The sequence below is a fragment of the Phytohabitans kaempferiae genome (assembly GCF_042433955.1).
Classification (GTDB): domain Bacteria; phylum Actinomycetota; class Actinomycetes; order Mycobacteriales; family Micromonosporaceae; genus Phytohabitans; species Phytohabitans kaempferiae.
On record NZ_JBHLUH010000012.1, the window covers coordinates 1 to 21,724 of the forward strand.

At 71.7% G+C, this 21,724-nt stretch carries 12 protein-coding genes and 1 pseudogene; 6 read left to right on the forward strand and 7 right to left on the reverse strand.

What is annotated here, in order from left to right:
* Nucleotides 1-280: 280 nt before the first annotated feature.
* Nucleotides 281-1,720, reverse strand: a complete 1,440-nt coding sequence (locus tag ACFFIA_RS09685; protein ID WP_377248801.1) for an aldehyde dehydrogenase family protein — start codon at nucleotides 1,718-1,720, stop codon at nucleotides 281-283.
* A 112-nt stretch (nucleotides 1,721-1,832) separates the two neighbouring features.
* Here ACFFIA_RS09685 and ACFFIA_RS09690 point away from each other — a divergent pair, with 112 nt between their 5' ends.
* The 3 genes and pseudogenes from ACFFIA_RS09690 (at nucleotide 1,833) to ACFFIA_RS09700 (ending at nucleotide 5,893) form a co-directional block, all read left to right on the forward strand.
* The gene (locus tag ACFFIA_RS09690; RefSeq protein ID WP_377248804.1) at nucleotides 1,833-3,266 is read left to right on the forward strand and encodes a gamma-aminobutyraldehyde dehydrogenase; all 1,434 of its coding nucleotides are present in this window, start codon (nucleotides 1,833-1,835) and stop codon (nucleotides 3,264-3,266) included.
* 2 nt (nucleotides 3,267-3,268) lie between these two features.
* Nucleotides 3,269-4,550, forward strand: a pseudogene (gene gabT, locus ACFFIA_RS09695) (4-aminobutyrate--2-oxoglutarate transaminase).
* Between the two features lie 68 nt (nucleotides 4,551-4,618).
* Nucleotides 4,619-5,893, forward strand: coding sequence for a type II toxin-antitoxin system HipA family toxin (locus ACFFIA_RS09700; RefSeq protein WP_377248807.1), 1,275 nt, complete (start codon nucleotides 4,619-4,621; stop codon nucleotides 5,891-5,893).
* A 138-nt stretch (nucleotides 5,894-6,031) separates the two neighbouring features.
* On the opposite strand, the gene ACFFIA_RS09705 is transcribed toward ACFFIA_RS09700, so the two are convergent.
* The 3 genes from ACFFIA_RS09705 to ACFFIA_RS09715 are packed head-to-tail and all read right to left on the reverse strand — an operon-like array spanning nucleotide 6,032 to nucleotide 10,270.
* Entirely contained in the window at nucleotides 6,032-6,445 is a 414-nt protein-coding gene (locus ACFFIA_RS09705; RefSeq protein WP_377248810.1) for a roadblock/LC7 domain-containing protein, read from the reverse strand.
* A gap of 25 nt (nucleotides 6,446-6,470) precedes the next feature.
* Nucleotides 6,471-9,014, reverse strand: coding sequence for a helix-turn-helix transcriptional regulator (locus ACFFIA_RS09710; RefSeq protein WP_377248813.1), 2,544 nt, complete (start codon nucleotides 9,012-9,014; stop codon nucleotides 6,471-6,473).
* The gene (locus ACFFIA_RS09715) at nucleotides 9,011-10,270 is read right to left on the reverse strand and encodes an Hsp70 family protein (RefSeq protein WP_377248816.1); all 1,260 of its coding nucleotides are present in this window, start codon (nucleotides 10,268-10,270) and stop codon (nucleotides 9,011-9,013) included. The genes ACFFIA_RS09710 and ACFFIA_RS09715 overlap by 4 nt, the downstream gene beginning before the upstream one ends.
* A 160-nt stretch (nucleotides 10,271-10,430) precedes the next feature.
* Here ACFFIA_RS09715 and ACFFIA_RS09720 point away from each other — a divergent pair, with 160 nt between their 5' ends.
* The 3 genes from ACFFIA_RS09720 (at nucleotide 10,431) to ACFFIA_RS09730 (ending at nucleotide 14,751) form a co-directional block, all read left to right on the forward strand.
* Nucleotides 10,431-11,330: an IniB N-terminal domain-containing protein gene (locus ACFFIA_RS09720; RefSeq protein ID WP_377248819.1), complete on the forward strand. Its 900-nt coding sequence runs from the start codon at nucleotides 10,431-10,433 to the stop codon at nucleotides 11,328-11,330.
* Between the two features lie 134 nt (nucleotides 11,331-11,464).
* The gene (locus ACFFIA_RS09725; protein WP_377249704.1) at nucleotides 11,465-13,282 is read left to right on the forward strand and encodes a dynamin family protein; all 1,818 of its coding nucleotides are present in this window, start codon (nucleotides 11,465-11,467) and stop codon (nucleotides 13,280-13,282) included.
* Complete coding sequence (locus ACFFIA_RS09730) at nucleotides 13,279-14,751, forward strand: P-loop NTPase family protein (RefSeq protein ID WP_377248822.1); 1,473 nt, start codon at nucleotides 13,279-13,281, stop codon at nucleotides 14,749-14,751. The genes ACFFIA_RS09725 and ACFFIA_RS09730 overlap by 4 nt, the downstream gene beginning before the upstream one ends.
* A gap of 31 nt (nucleotides 14,752-14,782) precedes the next feature.
* On the opposite strand, the gene ACFFIA_RS09735 is transcribed toward ACFFIA_RS09730, so the two are convergent.
* From ACFFIA_RS09735 to ACFFIA_RS09745, 3 genes are all read right to left on the reverse strand, one after another.
* Complete coding sequence (locus tag ACFFIA_RS09735; RefSeq protein ID WP_377248825.1) at nucleotides 14,783-15,361, reverse strand: PIN domain-containing protein; 579 nt, start codon at nucleotides 15,359-15,361, stop codon at nucleotides 14,783-14,785.
* Nucleotides 15,358-16,524 carry a helix-turn-helix domain-containing protein gene (locus ACFFIA_RS09740; RefSeq protein ID WP_377248828.1) on the reverse strand — a complete coding sequence of 389 codons (1,167 nt, stop codon included), beginning with the start codon at nucleotides 16,522-16,524 and terminating at the stop codon, nucleotides 15,358-15,360. The genes ACFFIA_RS09735 and ACFFIA_RS09740 overlap by 4 nt, the downstream gene beginning before the upstream one ends.
* 116 nt (nucleotides 16,525-16,640) lie before the next feature.
* Nucleotides 16,641-21,557 carry a DNA repair ATPase gene (locus ACFFIA_RS09745; RefSeq protein WP_377248831.1) on the reverse strand — a complete coding sequence of 1,639 codons (4,917 nt, stop codon included), beginning with the start codon at nucleotides 21,555-21,557 and terminating at the stop codon, nucleotides 16,641-16,643.
* Nucleotides 21,558-21,724 lie beyond the last annotated feature (167 nt).

Consider the following 21,724-nt stretch of genomic DNA (forward strand, 5'->3'; position numbering starts at 1 on the left):
AACACCGATTTTCAGCCCGGAACGGGCCGCCCGCCAGAGGCGACAGGGACTAGATCCATTCCTTGGAGAGCTACCGCGACGTCCGTCGTGCTCCAGACCGCCGCTCCCGCGGCCTCACCCTCCGCGGTTCGCGACCGGCTGGCCCGCCGGGCCCGATCCACCGCCCCACCCTCTCGCACGATGATCATGGGACACGCAGCGACATTCCGGGCAAAATCTGCGGCAGAGGCCATGGTCACCGCTGCCGAGTCCATGATCACAGCGCGCTGGCGGCCTCGGGTCAGAGGTCTACGCCGGTGAGCACCATGACGCGCGGCTCGGTGTAGTCGTCCATCGCGCTGCGCAGGCCCTCGCGGCCGACGCCACTGCCCTTCAGGCCGCCGTACGGCATCTGGTCGGCGCGGAACGACGGGACGTCGCCGATGATCACGCCGCCCACCTCCAGCGCGCGGTGGGCGGTGAACGCGGTCTGAAGGTTGTGCGTGAACACGCCCGCCTGGAGGCCGAACGCGGAGTCGTTGATCGCGGCGAGGCCGGCGGCGTCGTCTTCGACCCGGGCCACCGCGAGCACCGGGCCGAAGACCTCCTCGGTGAGCACCTTGGCGCCGGCCGGTACGCCGGTCAGCACCGTCGGCGGGTAGGTCGCGCCCTGCCGCGGGCCGCCGGCCACCAGGGTCGCGCCGCCGGCCACGGCCTCGTCGACCCATGCCTCGACCCGCTTGGCGGCGTCCTCGTTGATCATCGGACCCACGTCGACCGTCTCGTCGGACGGGTCGCCGGTCTTCAGCGCCTCCACGGCCGCGACGAGCCGGGGCACGAACGCGTCTTCCAGGTACTCGTGCACGAAGACCCGCTGCACGGCAATGCAGCTCTGCCCGGCCTGGTAGTTGGCGAAGAGCGCGATCCGCTGCGCCGCCCAGTCCAGGTCCTCGATCGACGACCAGTCGCCGCAGACCAGTGCCGCCGCGTTGCCGCCCAACTCCAGCGTCGCGTGCTTGTGCGGCACCTTGTCGCGGATCGCGTAGCCGACCGGGCCCGACCCGGTGAACGACACCACCGGCAGCCGCGGGTCCTCGACCAGCTCACCGGCCCGGTCGTTCGGCACCGGCAGCACCGAAAACATGCCCGCCGGCAGGTCGGTCTCGGCCAGCAGCGAGCCGAGCAGCAGCGCGGTCAGCGGTGTGGCCGGCGCCGGCTTGAGGATGATCGGCGCGCCGACCGCGATGGCCGGCGCCACCTTGTGCGCCACCAGGTTCAGCGGGAAGTTGAACGGGCTGATGCCGAGCACCGGCCCCCGCGCGAAGCGGCGGACCAACGCGATCCGCCCGGCCGCCGCCGGGTCGGTGTCGAGCCGCTGGAGCTCGCCGGAGAAGCGGCGCGCCTCCTCCGCGGCCCAGCGAAACGTGGAGACGCCGCGGCCGACCTCGACCCTGGCCCACTTGAGCGGCTTGCCGTTCTCGGCGCTGATCAGCCGAGCCACCTCGTCGGCCCGCTCGGCGAGCTGGCGGGAGACGTGGTCGAGCGCGGCCGCGCGTGCGGCGGCCGGGAGGGCCGCGGCCTCGGCGGCCACCTCGGCGGCGGCCGCCACCGCCCGCTCGACCTGCTCGGGAGTGGCATTCGCGGTACGCCCGACCGCGCGACCGTCATAGGGGTTGTGAACGTCGAGAACGTCGTCACTGGTGCACTTCTGGCCGGCCACGAAGAACGGCGTGATCTCCATGGTCAAACTCTAAACCTATAACGAAAACAGTCGCCGAGTACCTTGTCTGCCGCGAATTCAGTCGCGAAGATGGCGGTGGGATGCGATAACCGCCGCCAACCGGGAGACCTCGATGACTGATAAGCAAGTGCTGCGCAACTTCGTCAACGGGGAGTACGTCGATCCGGCCGACGGCGGATACAGCGACCTGGTCGATCCCTGCACGGGCGAGGTCTTCGCCCAGGCGCCGGTCTCCTCGGCGCGCGATGTCGACCTGGCGATGGGCGCCGCCGCCACCGCCTTCGAGTCGTGGCGCGACGCGACGCCGGCCGAGCGGCAGAAGGCGCTGCTCAAGTTCGCCGACGCGGTCGAGTCGCGGGCGGCCGAGCTGGTCGACGCCGAGGTGCGCAACACCGGCAAGCCACGCCAGCTCACCGCCGAGGAGGAGCTGCCGCCCTGCGTCGACGAGCTGCGCTTCTTCGCCGGCGCGGCGCGGATCCTGGAGGGGCGCGCGGCCGGCGAGTACATGGCGGGGCACACCTCGTACGTGCGGCGCGAGCCGATCGGCGTCTGCGCGCAGGTGACCCCGTGGAACTACCCGCTGATGATGGCGATCTGGAAGATCGCGCCAGCGCTGGCGGCCGGCAACACCGTCGTGCTCAAGCCCTCCGACACCACGCCGGTATCCACGCTGCTGCTCGCCGAGATCGCGTCGGAGTTCCTGCCGGCGGGCGTCTTCAACGTGGTCTGCGGTGACCGCGACACCGGCCGCACGCTGGTCGCCCACCCCACCCCGCAGCTCGTGTCGATCACCGGCTCCACGCGGGCCGGCAAGGAGGTCGCCGCGGCGGCCGCCCCCGACCTCAAGCGGACCCACCTCGAGCTGGGCGGCAAGGCGCCGGTCGTGGTCTTCGACGACGCCGACCTGGCCGCCGCGGCCGAGGCGATCGCGGTCGGCGGCTACTTCAACGCCGGCCAGGACTGCACCGCCGCCACTCGCGTGCTCGCCGGCCCCGGCGTCTACGACGACTTCGTCGCCGCGCTCGTGGAGCAGGCACGGGAGACCAAGACCGGCGGGCCGGACGAGGAGGACGTGCTCTACGGCCCGCTCAACAACGCCAACCAGCTCGCCCGCGTGAGCGGCTTCGTCGACCGGCTGCCCGACCACGCCTCGGTCGGCATCGGCGGCTCGCGGGTCGGCGAGCGCGGCTTCTTCTACTCCCCGACAGTCGTCTCCGGCGTCCAGCAGCAGGACGAGATCATCCAGGACGAGGTCTTCGGGCCGGTCATCACCGTGCAGCGCTTCTCCGACGAGGAGGAGGCGGTGCGGTGGGCCAACGGCGTCGAGTACGGCCTCTCCGCCTCCGTGTGGACCAAGGATCACGGCCGGGCGATGCGGATGACCCGCCGGCTCGACTTCGGCTGCGTGTGGGTCAACACGCACATCCCGTTCGTCTCCGAGATGCCGCACGGCGGTTTCAAGCACTCCGGGCACGGCAAGGACCTTTCCGTGTACAGCCTGGACGACTACACGCGGATCAAGCACGTCATGCACAACTGGGGCTAGTGGTGACCACTTCCGAGGAGCTACACAAGCGGCGTACGGCGGCGGTGGCCCGCGGCGTCGGCAGCGTCGTCACGTCCTATGTGGATCACGCTGCCGGCGGCACGCTGACCGATGTGGACGGTCGCGAGTGGATCGACTTCGCCTCCGGCATCGCGGTCACCTCCGTCGGCAACGCCTCGCCCCGCGTCGTCGCGGCGGTGCGCGAGCAGGTGGCCCGCTTCACGCACACCTGCTTCATGGTCGCGCCGTACGAGTCGTACGTGGCCGTCTGCGAGACACTCAACGCGCTCACGCCGGGCACCTTCGAGAAGCGTTCGGCCCTCTTCAACTCGGGCGCCGAGGCGGTGGAAAACGCCGTGAAGATCGCCCGGCACGCGACCGGGCGGCCGGCCGTGGTGGTGTTCGACCACGCCTACCACGGGCGCACCAACCTCACGATGGCGATGACGGCGAAGAACATGCCGTACAAGCACCGCTTCGGCCCGTTCGCCGGGGAGGTCTACCGCCTACCGGTGTCGTACCCGTTCCGGGATGGCGGCCTGAGCGGCGCGGAGGCCGCGGCCCGCGCGCTCGACCAGGTGGACAAGCAGGTCGGTGCGGCCAACGTCGCCGGGGTCATCGTGGAGCCGATCCAGGGGCGAGGGCGGCTTCGTCGTGCCCGCGGACGGCTTCCTGCCGGCCCTCGCCGCGTGGTCCCGCGAGGCCGGCGCGATCTTCGTGGCCGACGAGATCCAGACCGGCTTCTGCCGCACCGGGTCGTGGTTCGCCTGTGAGCGCGAGGGCATCGAGCCCGACCTCGTCACGACCGCCAAGGGCATCGCCGGCGGGCTGCCACTGGCCGGCGTGACCGGGCGCGTGGAGATCATGGACGCGGTGCACGCCGGCGGGCTCGGCGGCACATACGGCGGCAACCCGCTCGCCTGCGCCGCCGCCCTCGCCGCGATCGAGACCATGCGCGAGCTCGACCTGTGCGCGGCGGCGCGGCGCATCGAGTCGGTGATGGTGCCCCGGCTGCGCGCGCTGGCCGGGCGCGACCCGCGGATCGGCGACGTACGCGGCCGCGGCGCCATGCTCGCGGTGGAGATCGTCGAGCCCGGCACACTCACCCCGGACGCGGCGACGGCGGGCGCGGTCTCGGCGGCCTGCCACCGGTCCGGGCTGCTGACGCTCACCTGCGGCACGTACGGCAACGTGCTGCGCTTCCTCCCGCCGCTGGTGATCGACGACCGGACCCTTGAGCGGGGCCTGGAGATCCTCGAAAACGCCTTCGACACGACGCGCTGACTTGGTCAGGCCAACCACCTGGTTGGCGCCCCCTCCACCAGCGCCGGTGCCGGGGCATGATGCGGCCCATGGCACTCGTCGTCCTGATGAACGGTCATGTCGCCGGCGCCGTGCGACAGGACCGAAACGGCGAACTGACCTTCGTCTACGACGACGAGTGGCGCGTGTCGGCAGCCTCCACTCCACTCTCCGTATCGATGCCACTCACGCAGCAGGCGCACGACGATTCCATCCGGCCCTTTCTCCTTGGCCTGCTCCCGGACAACGAGAAGGTCCTGGAGCGCTGGGCCCGTCGGCACCACGCTTCCGCACGCAACCCGTTTGCCCTGCTCCAGCACGTCGGCGAGGACTGCGCCGGGGCCGTGCAGTTCGTCGCACATGAACGGGTCGGCGCGCAACTCGCCCGCGACGGTGGTGTCACGTGGGCCGGCGAGGACGAGATCGCCGACCGGATCCGCGTCCTGCGGCGGGATCCGGCGGCCTGGCACGTCGCCACCACCGGCCACTTCAGCCTCGGCGGCGCGCAGTCGAAGATGGCCCTGCACCACGATCCGGTCACCGGTCGGTGGGGTGACCCGTGGGGCGCCGTGCCGACCACGCACATCCTCAAGCCGGCCGTCTCCGGCCTCGACGACCACGACCTCAACGAGCACCTCTGCCTCGACGCCGCCCGCCGGCTCGGGCTTGGCGCCGCGACCTCCCGCGTCGCCACGTTCGCGGGCGAGCGGGTCGTGGTCATCGACCGGTACGACCGGATCCGGCAGGAGGGCGGCGGCATCGCCCGCGCGCACCAGGAGGACCTGTGCCAGGCGCTCGGCATCCCGCCAGTGATCAAGTATCAGAGTGAAGGTGGCCCGAGCGCGGAGCAGGTGATCGCATTGCTCCGGGCGGAGATTCCCGATGCGAAGCGGGCGGACGAGGAGGTACGACGGTTCGTCGACGCGCTGGCGTTCAACTGGATCGCCGCCGGCACGGACGCGCACGCCAAGAACTACTCGCTGCTGCTCTCCGGCCGTCAGGTGCGCCTCGCCCCGCTCTACGACCTCGCCAGCGCGCTCCCCTACGACGACATGTACCCCCCGAAGCTGCGGATGGCGATGCGCGTCGGCGGGGAGTACCGCATCGCGGCCATCCGGGCCCGGCACTGGCGCCGGCTCGCCACGGACAACGGGCTCGACCCCGACGCGACGGTGGCGCGGGTCGACGCGCTGGCCGCCGGCGCGCCCGGCGCCTTCGCGGCCGCCGCAGCCGCGGTGGCCAGCCTGGACAGTGAGCTACCGGCGCGCCTGGCCGAGCGGATCGCCGTACACGCCCACCGATGCCGGGCCGCGCTCACCGGCTAGAGAGTTTCGAGGTCGGCGTTTGCGGATCTGTCCACAAGGCCGGGCACGCGGCCACGAGGCCGACATCCGGACCGCTGCGGCCTCCCGGCGACCCCGCCAGGTCTGACCTGGAGTCGTGGAGTCACGGAGCGCGCGGCCTCAGGAGACCGGCGCGGCCAACGCGGTGAACGCGGGCAGGTGGTGGTCGGCGCGGCCGGCGAAGAGCGCCATCTCGTAGGCGATCGCGTCGACGTCGGAGTCGGCCCCGAAGACCACCGCCAGGATGGCGCCGCCGGCGGTCGCGGTCACGAAGAGGAACTTGGAGCGCATCTCGATGGTGATTTGGCGCACGCCGCCGCTCTCGGTGTGCCGTCCGGCCGCCACCGCCAGCGCGTAGAGACCAGCGGCCACAGTGGACAGCTGGTCGGCGGCCATCGGGCCGGCGTGCCGGGAGGCGGCCAGGAGGAGTCCATCCGGGGAGATCGCTACGGCGTGCTCCGCGCCGGGGACGCGATCGACGACGTCATCCAGAAGCCATGCCAGGTCATCGCTCGTAACCGCCGGGTGCGCCACGTCGTCTTCCCCCTCGTCGAAGTCTTCAGTCCATCGGGCGTCGCGGCCACGGTGCCCGACGCGACGCTGCGCCCGGCCGGTCCGCGGTCATGGCACGGAGCTTGGCAAGCAGGTCGCCACGGTTGGCGCAACCAAGCCGCTGGCGCATGCGCGCCACGTGGTGCTCGACCGTCTTGGCCGATATGAAGAGGCGGTCGCCGATCTGTCGATACGTGAGTCCGTCGAGTACCAGATCCGCCACCTCCTGTTCACGCTCGCTGAGCACGCTTTCCGCGGGCGCTGCGAAGGTCTCTGTGACCTGCGCCACGGCAGAGTGCGCCGACGCTGGCGAACCGCCCCCGCGCGTGGAGCCCTGGAGCAGCCGGGCGCACTCCAGCAACGCGGTCATGGCCTTGCGATCCGACGTGCGAATCGCCGCCTGCCCCGCCAGCCGTGCCCCGTCCCACCACAGCCCCGCACCGTGCAACCCCCTGGCGGCAGCCTCCACTTTGGCCGGATCGACCGCCCCACGCAGAGTCTCCAACCAACTTTCCGCGGCTGCCGCCACCACCGCACCGTACCGGCTGTGCTGGGCGGTTGCCACCAATGCGGCGGCGTGTTCATCGGCAGTTGCCGGTTCCTCGGCGATGATCGCCGCGTGCAGCCCGTACCAGTGGAGTGGCGCCGTCCACAGTGGTGGGCGGCCGAGGCGGTCGAGGAGGCGCCACGCCTCGGCCAAGTACGTGGAGATGCGCGCCTGCTCCCCCAGACGGGCTGCGGCGACGGCCAGCTCACCGAGGGGCAGCAACGAGTACAGGTCGACCGGATGCCGCATCACCGCCTCGCGGGCCTGCGTCCAGCCGCGGTGGAGGGCGGCGAGGTCACTGTTGCGGCGGGCGACGCCGGCCTCCAGCGCGGTGGCGAAGAGCAGGTCGCGCGGCTCCAGCGGGCCGGTTTCGACAGCGGCTCGGTGCTCAGCCGCCACGGCCGTACGCCCGCGCACCATCTCGATCCAGCCCTGGAGCAGGCGGTGCCGGCGGGACATCAGTGTGGCGCCCATCTCAGCCCCGATGGCGCGGTCGAGCACGGATTCGCCGGTGTCCAACTCGCCGCAGTGAAGCGCCACGAGCGCGGCGAGCGCGGCCGGGCTGTCCGGCAGCAACACCGCGCGGCCGGCCGGTTCCAGGAGCGCGGACGCTTGCACCAATGTGGACAGCGCGGCGGCGCCCGAGCCGATCAGCGTCTGCCGGACGCCGGTCGCCATCAGCGCCGCGGCGCCGGTGAGCAGAGTGGGCGGGCCGTCCGGGGCGACCAGGTCGTCGGCGCGGCCGAGCTGACCGGTGCCGATGAAGCCGATCGTGGCGAACGACACAGACGACGTCGTGCCCGACCACCGGTACAGCTCCGCGCTGCGGCCGAGCTGCCCGCGGTGCGCGAGCGCGGAACCGGACACCGCCGCCCCCACCGCGCGGTCGGGCGAGCTGTCGCCGGCGACCAACCGGTCGGCGAGGCGGAGGCCGGCGTCGAGGTCGCCGGAGAGCGCCGCGGCCAGGGCACGCCTCGCGTCGGTCGGCCGCCCAGCGGACGCCGCGACCCCGAACAGCTCCGCGGCCAGCGCCGGCTCGTCGACCAGCGCCTCCTCGGCCGCGGCCTCGAACATCGCCGCCAGGCCGCCGCCGCTCACCCCGGCTTCGCGCAGGGCACGCACCAACGGGAGTACGGGGCCGCCGCGGGCGAGCTGCAATTCGGCGAGCCGCTGCCACACGGCGGTGCGCTGGGCGGGCGGGCTGAGCGAGGCCACCGCGCGGCGGGCGGCCGGCACCAGCCGCCCGTCCGGCGCCATCAGCCCGGTGGCCCGCGCCGCTTCGAGCAGTTCGTCGACCGACTCCGGCGCGCGGTCGAGCAGCGCGCCGAGCAGGTCGGCGGGGAGGTCCGCGCCGGTGGCGCTGGCCAGCAGCAGCGCGCGGAGGTCGGCGTCGAGGTCGTCCAGGTCGGTGCGGAACGACACCAGCGCCTGCGGCGGCAGGGCACCATCCGGCGGCTCGGCCACCGCCGCCAGCCGGTCGACAAGCCGGGGTACGCCACCGGTCTGGGCGTACACCTGTCGTGCGGCCGGCGCGGTGGGCTCGACGCCGAGGTGCTCGGCCACGCGCTCGACCGTGAACGGGCTCAGCTCCAGCGGCGGCCCGTCCAGCCGCAGCAGTTCCAACAGCTCGACCAGCGCGGGCGGGCGGGGCCACGGCCGGTAGGCGAGCACGAGCCCCGGGCGGCGCGCCTCGACGAGCGCGCGTACCTCCCGCAGCCGCTCGTCGCCGAGCCGGTGTGCGTCATCCAGAATCAGTACGAACGGACCGTCTGGCAGTGACTCGGTCTGCCACACGTCGACCACCGCCACGTCCGCCCGCCGATAGATCCGGGCAAGCTCGCTCAGCAGCAGGCTCTTTCCGTACCCTCCGGGGGCTTGGATGGCCACCCGCGACGGTGCGTGCGGCGCGGCGCTGGCCGTCGCGAGCAACGCCGCCGTGGGCGCGTCGAGGACGAGCCGCGGGACCAGTACGCGCGGCGGGGCGACGCCGTGGGGTGCGCTCAAGCTTGGCCTCCTACCAGGCCGAAGAGGCGCTGTGCGGGGCGGAGCCGCAACGGCGTGATCTCGACCGGCGGACGAGGCGGGGGACCAGCGTCCACGTCCTCTTGCACGAACGGCGGCGGCTCATGGTTCGACGCCTCGATGGCCCCCCGCTCCGGATTCCACATTGGATCCTGCCGGCGCGCGGCCGCCGGGGAGACGATCTGCACCGCGGCCAGCGCCGCGCCCGCGGCGGCCGTGCCCTGCGGCTCGGCCTCCACAGCGACCGGTACGGGCAGTGCGGCGCGGAGCAGCTCCGCGACGAGCGGCATCCGCGCCGTGCCACCCACCAGGAGTACGCCGTCCAGCTCGCGCCGCCGCAGGCCGCAGGAGCGCACCACCCGCGCCAGCGTCTCGACGCTCAGCTCAAGTGCCGGCCGGACCAGCTCTTCGAGCTCGCCCCGGGCGACCGGCACGCGCACGTCGCCGTGTGACGTGCTGAGCACCACCTCGGCTTCGGTGGCGCTGGTCAGCTCCTCCTTCACCCGCCGGCACTCGCGGCGCAGGCCGAAGAGCGCGATCCGGGCCTGCGGGCCGTTCGCGAACACATCCCGCAGGTCCCGGTCGAGCCGTGACCGCACGTGGCCGACGAGTGCCTCGTCGACATCCGCGCCGCCGAACGGCTCGATCGCGCCCGCACTGCCGAGGAGTTGGAACCCGGTGCCGCCCGCCCACCGCACGACCGACGCCTCGTAGTCGCTGCCGCCCAGGGAGTACACGCCGAAGGTGCGACCCCTCCAGCCGCGTGCGGCGTGACTCTCAGCAGCGACCACCGGCTCCGGCAGCAGTGTGGCGTCGGCCAGGCCGATCTCCCACAACGCCCGGTGCAGCAGCTCCCGGCGATACGTGCCCCATGCGGCGGGGTGGCTGACCACCACCTGCTCGGCCGGCTCCCCCTCGTGAGCCAACACTCGCTCCACCGCCCACATGGCGAGCACGGCGGTGAGCGCCTGCGGAGTGCAGGGCTCGCCACCGACGATCAGCGGCACGTCATCGCCGATGCGCCGGACGAAACCACGGGCGACCCGGCCAGCGTCGAGCTGCATCGGCTCGCCCACGGTGAGCGCACCGTCACCCGACACGTGCAGGACCGACGACACGGCGGTGGACCTCACCCCGAGGCGTACGGCCTCAGGCGCCTGCCATCCCGCGTTACCCAGCCGCGAGACAGCGGCGGTGGTGGTGGTCCCACCGATGTCGATCCCCAGCACGTACGGCATCCGAGCACATCTCCTCCCAGCGGACCCATACGTTCGTACCAGAGATGTTCGTACTCCTGACCCACTAATTCCGCCGCTTCGGACCCCCTAATCCCCTAACCCGGAAACCCGGCGCGGTCCCCGATGCCCGGGGGATCGCCCCGCTCATACGTTCTGCGGCATGGAATCGACCCAGACACTGCACGACTTCGTACTGAACCTGCTCACCAACCCAGAGGCGCGCTCGGCGTTCGAGCTGGACCCCGAGGGCACGCTCAACGCCGCCGGGCTCGGTGACATCACCGCCGCGGACGTGCAGGACGTGGTCCCCCTGGTCGTGGACTACGCGCCGGTGCAGGGCCTCACCGGTCTGGTGCCCGCCGGCGACCTCGGGCTGAACCAGATCGGGCTGGAGGGCGACACCACCAACGTGATCGGCCAACTCCAGTCGGTCACCAACCAGCTGTCGCTCGGCGTACCGGCCCCCACCGCCGACGCCAACGTCAACATCGCCGCGGTGGGCGCGATCACCGTCGACACGGGCGGCATCAGCCTTGGTACGTCGGGCGTGCTGCCCGGCCTTGGCGCGACGGCCAGCACCTCGGGCGCGGCGGTCGACCTGTCCGGCGTACACGACGTGGCCGGCACGCTCGACTCCGATGTGGTCGGTCCGGTCAGCGCGGACGCGACCGGTGCGGTCGACAGCACGCTGGGTACGGCCACCGGCCTGGTCCCCGGTGCGCCGGTGGACGATGTCCTCGGTACCACCGGCGGCGCCCTCGACACGGTGGACGCGCAGCTCGACAGCGTGACCGGTCTGGTCGGCTCGGTGACCGCCGGCGTGGGCGTGCCCCCGGTCGAGCTGCCCGGGCTGGACGACACGCTGGGCGGCGACTCGCTGCTCAACGGCGCCACCAGCACGGTCGACAGCACGCTGGACGGTGTCGGCGTGGGCGGCCTGCTCGGCGGCACCGAGGCCAGCGCACACGGCTCGGCGAGCGTCGCGGGCGTGCACGGCTCGGCGAGCGCCGACGCGCACACCAACGGTGGCCTCCTCGGCGTCACCGACATCCTGTTCTGATCCCGTCCGCAAAACCTGGCGTCACGACTGGTTTTCGCAGCGTTACGGCGGTCCCTGGGATGGGAGACCGGACTCGGGCCCGGTCTCCCATCCCTCTTGATATATGCGTGGAAATCAGCAGACTTGGTCCGGTGATGGCACCGATCTGGCTCGACGTACTCGACGAGACGGCTCGGGTATGCGCGGCGCACAGCCGCACCGACCTGGTCCGGCGGCTCCTGCAAAAGCGCGAGCAACTGCTTGACCCGACCCTGCGCGTGCTCGTCGTCGGCGAGCCCAAGCAGGGCAAGAGTCAACTCGTCAACGCGCTCATCAACGCGCCGGTCTGCCCCGTCGGCGACGGCCTGACCACCGCGATCCCCACGGTCGTGCGGCATGCGGCCGCGCCTTCCGCCGCACTCGTGCGCGACGGCGACGCGGACGATCGGGTCCCGATGGCCGTCGCGGACATCGCCGGCCGCATCAGCGCGACGAGTCCCGGCCGGCGCCCGGGGCCGAGCGACGTGCACGCCGAGATCGGTGTCCCTCGTGGACTGTTGGCGAGCGGCATCGTCCTCATCGACACGCCCGGTGCGGATGGCGACGATCCCACCACCGGCGGTGGTGTCGCGGCGCTCCCCCGGGCCGACCTCGTCGTGATGGTCACCGACGCCACGCGCGAGCTCTCGGTCTCCGAGGTCAACCTGCTGCTGCACGTCATCCAGTCGCACCCGCGGGTCGTCGTCGCGCTCACCAAGATTGACATCGCCCCACACTGGCGCGCGGTGGCCGAGCGCAACCGGCAACACCTCGCCACTGCCGGGGTTCCGGCGACGCTCGTGCCGGTGTCGGCGACGCTGCGGCTCCAGGCCGCGCGCACCAACGACAAGGCGGTCAACGCGGAGTCCGGCTTCCCCGACCTTCTCGCCCGGCTCAAGCGCGAGCAGGGCGCGAAGGGCGAGGTGCTCGCGCCCGCCGCGGTGGGGCTGATGACGAGCACGGTCGTCGAGCAGCTCGCCGCTCCCCTGCGCGCCGAGCTGTCCACAGAGGACTCCGGCTCGCTGCACCGGCTGTACGAGGCACAGCGCGGCCTCGACGAGCTGCGCCGCTGCTCGACCCGCTGGCAGAACACGCTCGCCGACGAGATGACGGATCTGATGTCCGACATCGAGTACGACCTGCGCGACCGCACCCGGCAGATCATGCGCAAGGTCGACGAGGCGTTCGAGACCGCCGACCCGCTCAAGACCTGGGACGACTACCAGGCGTGGATGGAGCAGAGCCTCGCCGAGGCGGCCGAGGCAAACTTCGCCTGGCTGGTGCAGCGGTGCGACTGGGTCACCGGGCGCGTGGCCGACCACTTCGTGCGGTACGGCGCCGACATCCTCCCCGAGTGGCGCGCGGGCATCCCCGACCGGCTGGCCGAGCAGTTGGAGGAGATCGAGCGGCCGAGCGTGGAGAAGTTCACGCCGGTGCAGAAGATCTTCAGCGGCCTCCGCGGCTCGTACGGCGGCCTGCTCATGTTCGGCCTCGCCACCACGCTCGCCGGCATGCCGTTGATCAATCCGGTCTCGATCGGCGCCGGCGCGCTCTTCGGCGGCAAGACCATCCGCGACGAGGGCAAGTCGATGCTCAAGCGCCGCCAGGCCGTGGCCAAGGCCGCCTCGCAGCGGCACGTCGACGATTTCTTCCTGCGGCTCAACAAGGAGTGCAAAGACACCGCACGGTGGGTACAGCGGGCACTGCGCGACCACTTCACCGGGCTGACCGAGCAGTTACAGGAGGCGATCGTCCACTCACTGCGCACGGCCAAGCAGGCGGCCGACGCCGACGCGATGGAGCGCGAGCAGCGCCGCCGCGAGGTGAAGCTACAGATGCGGCGGCTCGCCACGCTGTACGAGCGGGCGCAGACCCTGACCGCGCTGGGCGGCGCACCGGCCGCCGAGCAGCGCCGCCTGGAGCCGGTGGGGTGACCTCGGCACTGGAGGAGTCGGTCTGGCGCCTCATGCACGAGGCGCTCGACCTCTACCACGACAGCCCGCCCGCGGCCGACCAGCTCCGGCACCACCTGAGCCGCTTCGACGAGCCGTTGCGGATCGCCGTCGCCGGCCCCTGGCAGGCCGGCAAGTCCACTTTGGTCAACGCCATCGTGGGTGAGGAGGTCGCGCCCATCGAGGCGCCCGACGCCGAGCAGGTCTTCACCTGGTACCAGGACGGCCCCGAGCCGCACGCCACCGCCTATCCGGCCGGCGTGGAGCTGCCGGTCGCCCGCACGGCCAACGGGCTGCGCGTGGACATCCGGCGGTGGCGGCCGGCCCCGGTGAACGACCTGGTGGTCACCTGGCCCAGCCGTGCCCTGCGCAACGCCACCATTGTGGACACTCCAGCGCTGCCCGCGCACAACTTCGATCCACGAGCTTCGCAGGGCGGCTCAACCCGTTCGGCCTCTGGCGACAAGGTATTGCGCGACGCCGACGCCGTGCTCTACCTGACCCGGGACGGCCGCGGCACCGATCTGGAGTGGCTGGAGTCGGCGCAGGACGGCACGGTGGCGCGGGCCGCCCCGGTCAACGTGATCCTCGTACTCTCCCGGGCCGACGAGATCGGCGGCGGGCGGATCGACGCGCTGCTCGCCGCGAAGCAGCTCGCCCGCAAGCACCACCGCGACCACCACGTCGGCTCCCTCTGCCTCGCCGTGGTGGCGCTCGGCGGGCTGGTCGCGCTCGCCGGCCGCGTACTGAGCGACGACAACTTCGCCGCGCTGTCCACAATGGCCCGCACGTCCCGGCCGGAGCTGGAGCCGTACCTGCTGACCACCGACCGCTTCGTGGGCGAAGACTTCCCCGCGCCCGTCGATGCGCAGACCCGCGAGGATCTGCTCGACCGGCTGGGCATCTTCGGCGTACGGCTCGCCACGACGCTGATCCGCACCGGCAGCGGCACCGACACGCGGGCTGGTCTGGCGGCGGAGCTGGTGCGGCGCAGCGGCCTGAGCGAGTTACGCGAGGCGGTCGGCCGCTGCTTCGTCGACCGGGCCGACGCGCTGAAGGCCCGCTCCGCACTCGCCGCGCTGGAGTCCGTCCTGCGCGACGAGCCCCGCCCGGGCAGCGACAAGCTCCTGGCCGACCTGGAGCACACGCTCACCAACGCGCACGACTTCCGCGAGCTGCGCCTGGTCGCCGCGCTCCAGGGTCACCGCGTGAAGTTCGGCACCGACCTGGAGGCCGAGGCGCGCCGCCTCGTCGGCGAGGGCGGCACCTCCACCGCCGCCCGGCTCGGCGTCGACCGGCGCACCAACCCGGGTCAGCTGTGGGAGCTGGCCACCGAGGCGCTGCGGCGGTGGCAGGAGCAGTCCGAAGACCCGCTACTGAGCCTCGAACAACGCCGCGCGGCCGCCGTCGTCGTACGCAGCTGCGAGGGAATCCTTCACGCCTTGTCCTAGCCGCCCGGCCTCGGGCCGTGGACGCACCGCGTCATTCCCATGGGCCGAGTTCGCGGCGGAGCAGGTCTCGGGAAGTGAGGGCGACCCGCATGCGCTCCTGGATGCGGAGGGTATCCAGATACAGATCCACGGTCTGGGGCGAGACCTGACCGCGTGCCAGCAGTTCGCTGAGGACTCCGACCGTGGACGAGGCACGCACCTGGTACTGATTGCGGGCGACCGCGCGGGCACCGTGGTCGTCGCTGATCAGGCGCCCCGTGCCAGCGGTGGCCAGCAGGTGGATGCTCGACGCCTCACCAAGGTGATCGAGACTGTCGTCCTCACTGCCGAGTGAGACCTGCGTCTGGATCACCGCGATAGCGATCTGATCGGCCAGGTCGACGATCTCGATCGGCGGCGGCAGCCAGCTGGCGGCCCAGTTGCTGGCCCGGCCTGCCTGGGGGTGCGGCGGCTTTCGTGACCGCTGCCGGGTCAGCTCCGCCCGCACCGCGCGTGTCCATCCAGCGCGCCCCACGTAGCGGCTCTTGAACAACGTCGCGACTGGCGAACAGTACGACAGGTTGATGATTGAGCATGTGTCGAGCAGCAGCGCGGGTGCCGTGGGCGTCACAGGTCGGCCATGTCATCGTGCACCGCTGGTGGCACGGTGCCCTCCGCAGCGAGGCGCGCATACAACGCGTCGGCGTCCTCGTCGAGCAGAGCGGCGAGGAGACCGAGCCCAACGCGACCGCTCTGATATCCCTGCTGAGCGGCGGAGAGCAGCCTCGGCGGCACTCGACGGGCCTCGTCTGGCCGGGTGAGGTCGCCAGGCGCCGGGTCGCCGGCGGCGCGGAGCACGCTGCTGGGAGCACACTGCAGCCATTCATCGCGGATTCTGGTGCTCATGAGGCGGACAGCGCTGTCAGCAAGGCGGTAGAGCAGCGCGGTGTAGCTGACGCCGAACTCGCGCATGAGCTCGGCCAGCACGACCTCGTCGACGGGACGGTCGCTGACGACCTCGCGCAGCCCATCCGCCGGCATCAGGAGCGACGCGGCGAAGGCGTTCGCACGCTGCTCTGGCGGGGTCCTGATCGCGAAGAGATCGCCCTCGATGATCACCTCGCGCGGATCGGTCAGCAGATGGTGGGCCAGCTCGTGCGCTGCTGTGAATCGCTGGTGCCCGACCGGGAATGACGAACTCACCAGCATCAAGGCGACATCCGTCCCGTGTGCACAGAGGCCGCTGACCGACTTGCCGATAGGCCAGGTGACAGCGCCAAGGCCGAAATGGCGCTCGACGAGAGCGGGCAGATCACCGATCGGGGCACGCCCCAGGCCCAACTCCTCCCGGACGGTGTGCGCCAGGCGGATGCCGCTCGCCGCCGTAACCGCGTCGGCGAGCCCGTCGACGCGAGCCCGCTCCAGGACTGCGGCGCCGGCACTCGACGGGCGGGCTGACAGTAGGCCGACGGAGTCGCCTAGGGCGGCCTCGACTTCGAGGACCTGGCGCACGCGACGACGGGCGGCGGTGGTCTCGTCCTTCCCCGGCGCGGCCATAACACGAGCAGCGAGCGCCAGGCTGCCTTTCCGCTGGACACCGAGAACCTCGGCCAGCGTGACGCCGAGCACGTCGGCGACCTGCGCGACCTCGCTGACGTCGAGCTTTCGGGTGCCGTTTTCAACCTTGGACACCTGTGACTTCGTCAGGCCGAGGGCGCGACCAAGCTGCTCCCCGGTGAGCCCGCGGACCGCGCGGAGGGCAGCGATGCGCTCACCGACGGACTTTTCGCTCATGCAACCAATGCTGCCACGGAGTTTCTATTATGGCAACTGGCACATCAGCACGGTGCCAGCCTGGTCGCAACGAACCGCTGGTCGCCTTCGGCAAGCTCAGACGGAATCCGAGACCCTCACGGCCGGAGGCGGTCCGCGGCGCGTTCGATGGCGGTCTCGACCGCACCGACGCGGTCGGCGAGCAGGCCCACGGCGCCCACCGCGCGGCTCATCGGGTCGTCCTCGGCGCCGCCGAGTGCCTTGGCCTTCAGGTAGCCGGCCTTCACCTCGCCCCACCGCGCCGCCTGCTCGGGGCTGAGCCGGCCGCGCAACTCGGCGAGCTTGAGCAGGTTGGCCTCCGCGTTGGCGGCCAGCGTCTGCGCCTCACCGAGGTAATGGTCGTCGATGACGGCTTCGAGCTCGTCGGCGTTCATCACCGGAACGATCCGCTCGGCCAGCTTGTTCATGTTCCGGTACGAGCCCTGGAGCTGGTACGGCGGCTCGGTGCGGGACGCGTCGGACTGGGCGGCCGAGGCGATGTACGCCTTGTTGTTGGTGAGCACGATCTCCTGCACGCGCAGCAGCTTGCGGAGCACCGCGAGGATCTGCTCCAGCTCGACCGCCGAGTACGGATGGGCGAGCTGGTCCGGGCGCACCGACTCGTCGCCCCTGGCGAGCCGCACGAGCAGCTCCAGGTCACCACGCTCCCTTGTGGAGAGCGGGGCGAGCACCTGGTTGGCGGTGAGCGAGTTTTCGACGTAGCTGAGCGCGAAGAGCTGCTCCTTGCCGGAGAGCACGTCGCCGAGGTTCCACACGTCGGCGCGGTTGGCGAGCATGTCCGGGATCCGGAAGCGCTGCCCCGACTCGGTGTACGGGTTGCCCGCCATGCACACCGCGAAGCGCTTGCCGCGCAGGTCGTACGTGCGGGTCCGCCCCTCCCACACGCCCTCCATCCGGCGCTGCGCGTCACAGAGCGAGATGAACTTCTGCAACAGCTCCGGCGAGGTGTGCTGGATGTCGTCGAGGTAGAGGAGCACGTTGTTGCCCATCTCCAGGGCGAACGAAATCTTCTCCACCTCCTGCCGCGCGGTGGCGTTGGGCGCCTCGGCCGGGTCGACGGAGGTGACCGCGTGCCCCAGCGCCGGACCGTTGACCTTGACGAAGACGAGGCCGAGGCGGCTGGCGACGTACTCCATCAGCGTGGTCTTGCCGTAGCCGGGCGGCGAGATGAGCAGCAGCAGGCCCATCTGGTCGGTGCGCTTGGCGTCGCCCACGGCACCGAGCTGGCGGGCCAGGTTGTCGCCGATCAGCGGCAGGTAGACCTCGTCCAGCAGGCGGTTGCGGACGAACGCGCTCATCACCTTCGGCTGGTGCTCGGCGAGGCGCAGGCGGGTACGCTCGCGGGCGATCAGCTCGTTGCGCCGCCGCTGGTACGCCCGGAACGCCGGCACGCGCTCGTCGCGGAACCGCCGGACCCGGGTCAGCACCTCGTCGAGCCGCAGCTCCAGGTGGCGGCTGGCGATCCGCGGATGCGTGCCGAGCAGACCCTCCACTGTGGCCGAAAGCACCGCCGAGGAGTCGTGGCGGGGCAGGTCGGCGCCGCACAGCAGGACGGCGATCGCCTCGGGCAGGTCGGCCGGCGGGGCCTGGCCGGCGAACGCGGTGAGCCACGCCGACACGAGCTGGTGCCGCGCGGCCAGGTCGTCGCCGAGCGACCGCAGGTCTTCCTCGAACTCCCGGTCGGACTTCGCCTTCTCGCCGCCGAGCGCACGGTGGAAGCGGTCGAGCAGGTCGCGCGCGCCGGCGCTGGTGACGAATCCGGCCGGCGCGCTCGCCAGTTCCTCGAAGAGGTACTCGCCGGCGAGGTGCCCGTCGAGCGGAAGGCGCCGCTCGACCAGGAAGTCGCGCACCGCGGCGGAAAGCTCGGCTTGAAGCTCGTCGACCGCCGGGCTCGGCCCGAACGCCGCGCGGGCCCGCGCGAGCGAACCGACCCTTGTGGACCATCCGGCGCGGGCCGCCTCGTCGGTGCCATACGCCCAGAAGAGCTGCGCGGCGGCCCGGGCGGCCGGCGGGTAGCGTAGCAGCCCTGCCCCCGCGTGCAGGCGGAGCAACGCGTCGAGGATGGCGGCCGCGTCCTGGTCGTGCACGCCGCGCTCGTACCCCTCGTCGTAGCGGGCCTCGGCCGTGCGCCGGACGAGGTCGCGCAGCCCGCCCTCGGTGACGGCGGCCTCGTGCAGCGCGTCCAGGTCGCCGTCGAGGAGGACGGACACGGCGAGGAACTCGGCCCGGTACACCTCCGGCGTCTCGGATACCAGGTGCTGCTCCCAGAACGGGCGGGTCGCCTCGAACGCCTCGTCGCGCACCGCCGCCCGGTAGTCGGTGCCGGTGACCGCCACCGCCATCCGCCCGTCGTGCGGCACGAGCGTGAGGTCGATCGCCTGCGTGTTGACCGCGAAGCGGTGCCGGCCGAGCGCGATCGTCTCGCCGCCGTCGCTGTACAGGTCGAGCCGGTCGCGCAGGCTCCGTCCGGCCTCCTGGCGGGCCGCCTTGATGCGGCCGTCCAGCTCCTCGGCGCGTACCGGGTCGCCGAGGTCGCGCAACTCCTGCGCCACCGAGCGGAGCTTGGCCACCATCGGGTCGCCGGCGAAGTACGTGTTGACCTCGTCGATCGTCTTCAGCGTGACGATCCGCCGCTGCACGCTGGCGAGGATGCGGTCGGCCGACTCGACGAGCCGGTCGGAGCGGCGCGCCCGCTCGTCGAGCAGCGCCTGCTTGCGCGCGGAGAAGACCTCGTACACGTCGGTGCGCTTGGCGCCCAGGTCGGCCAGGAAGTCGTCGAACTCGCCGAACCGCGACTCCAGGTTTTCCAGCTGGAGCAGCAGCCGGCCGAGCTGCTCGTCGCAGCGCTCGGGCGTGTCGGACACCGCGAGGGCACCGGTGATCGCCTGACCGAGCAGCGCGAACTCGGCCGCGAACTCGGCCCGCCCCTCGGTCGCCAGCAGCTCCTTGCGCCGACCCTCCAAAGTGGCCCGCGCCCGGTTGACGCCGCCGAGCACCTCGCCGATCCGCTCCAGGATGGCGGTACGCACGGTCGCGTCGGCGATGTCCAACGAACCGACCACCTCGGTGATGACCTGCATCCCCTCGGCCTGCGCGGCCAGTCGCTCACCGAGCGGCTCGGCCGCCGCCACCGTCGCGATCTCCTCGGCGTCGGCCACCAAGCGGTCGATCTCCGCGTGATAGCCGGTGAACGCGTCGTCCCGCTGGAGGAACGACACCGCGCGCTTTGCCGCGGAGGCCAGCTCCTCGTCGAGTACGCGGGAAAGCTCGTCGATCCGGGCGGTGTCCACATAGCGCAGCTCGCGGAGCGTCACCAGGTGTCCCTGCGCGGAGCGAAGGTCGGCGAGCTGGGCGACCCAGCCGTCCGTCGACTGTGGAGCCTCACCACGCGTGCGCCGGACCAGCGACTGGATCCGGCTCGCCGCCTCTTCGAGCGCGGTGGTCGCCTGCGTGGTGAGCGCCTGCACCTTCTCGAACTCGTCGAGCACCTGCTCGGCGGTCGCCCGCACCTCGGCGAGCGGGCTACGCAGGTCGCCCAGCTCCGGATCGCCAAGCCAGTGGTAGTGGTCGAAGATGCGGGAGCAGGTGGCGATCAGCCCTTCGAAGACGCCGGTGGACGGGGTCATCTCCTCGGCCATCCGCCCCACCGAGAGGCAGTCGGAGATGCCCCGGACGAGGTCGGCGTTGCCTATCCGCTCCAGCGGCCCGGTGCCGACCGGCTGCGCGGCCGCGTACGTGTCGGACAGGTACGGCGTCTGCCACACCTGCATCGGATGCACACGGGTCGGCTCTTCCGAGGTGGCCCGAAACACCACGAGCGTGCCGTCATCGAAGAGCGAGTAGCCGTGGCACGGGATCGGTGTGGCGACCTCTTTGCGGATCACGTTGTACGGCAACAGGAGCGTGCGCCCCTCGGCCCGCGCGTAGAAGACGTAGAGCACGTCTTCGCCGTTGGTCGAGCGGATGACCCGGTCGAACTCCAGGCTCGCCACGTCGGTGTCGAACGTCTTGTTGGCGCCCGTCGCGAGGTAGTAGCCGCCCGGGAATATGATGCCGTGGTCTTCCGGCAGCCGCTGGCACGCCTGGCCGATGCCGTCGAGCCGCACCACAGTCTTCGTGCGCGTGTTGAAGACCAGGTAGCGCCAAACGGTCTCCTTGTACGGCCGCACGCGCAGCAGAATCAGCGGACCGACTCGGGCGTAGTGGATGTCGGCGTCGGCGAGGCTCTGCAACGGCTCGTCGACCGGCTCGGCGTAGATGCCCTCGCCGGTCTCGGTGTTGTTTTCCACCTTGACGGTGAGGTTGCCGCCCACCGTCTCCACGAACACCTCGTCGCCGATGGAGATGTGCGGATGGCGGCCGAGTACGTGGTTTTCCCGCGTGGTCTCGACCCACTCGAAGTCGTGCGGCGATGGGAACGTATGGTCGCGCTCGCCCCGCTGGTCTATGTAGGACACCGAGCCGTCGGTGCCCACCTGCCACCGCAGGACCCGGAGGTCCTCGACGTTTGGCCCGGTCTGGAAGACGGCGAGCAGCCGCCCGTCGAGCCGGCGCAACTGGAGCAGCCGGGTCTCCCGGTAGTACCGGTACAGCTCGCCGAAGTCGCGCAGGAACTGGGGGTCGCGCAGCCACGGCACCTCGGCCGCCGGCTCGAAGCGGAACGCCTCGCCATCGCGGCTGAACGCGTGCACCGCGAAGACGTCGTCGACCGTGGTCTCCGGCTTCAGCCCGATGAAGACGTTGTAGCCGAAGAGCATCAGCCCGCCGATCGACACGATGTCGCGCGGCACGCAGTTGTTTTCGGTGCGGATCCGCTCGGTGCCGACCAGCCGCATCTCGGCGCTGCCGAAGACCTCCAGGCGGCGCGCGTTGAGCGCCTCCGCCCGGCGGGCCAGCTCGGCCGACCGCTCGGCCAGCCGCGTCCGCAGGACCTCGTACGTACCGACGTCCAGCGCGGGCGCGGCTTCCGTCTTCTCCGCTACCTGCGACGTCACTGCCCCACCTGGTTCGCTCGCTCATGCGGCGCCAAAGGCGACGTCTTCCTCCGGCACCCCGAAACCCCGACTCCGTCGGCGCGGTACCTCCGTCCAGACGCCGCCGCGCCAACTCGCTCGCTCACTCTGCCACCTGGTTCGCTCGCTCATGCGACGCCAAAGGCGAC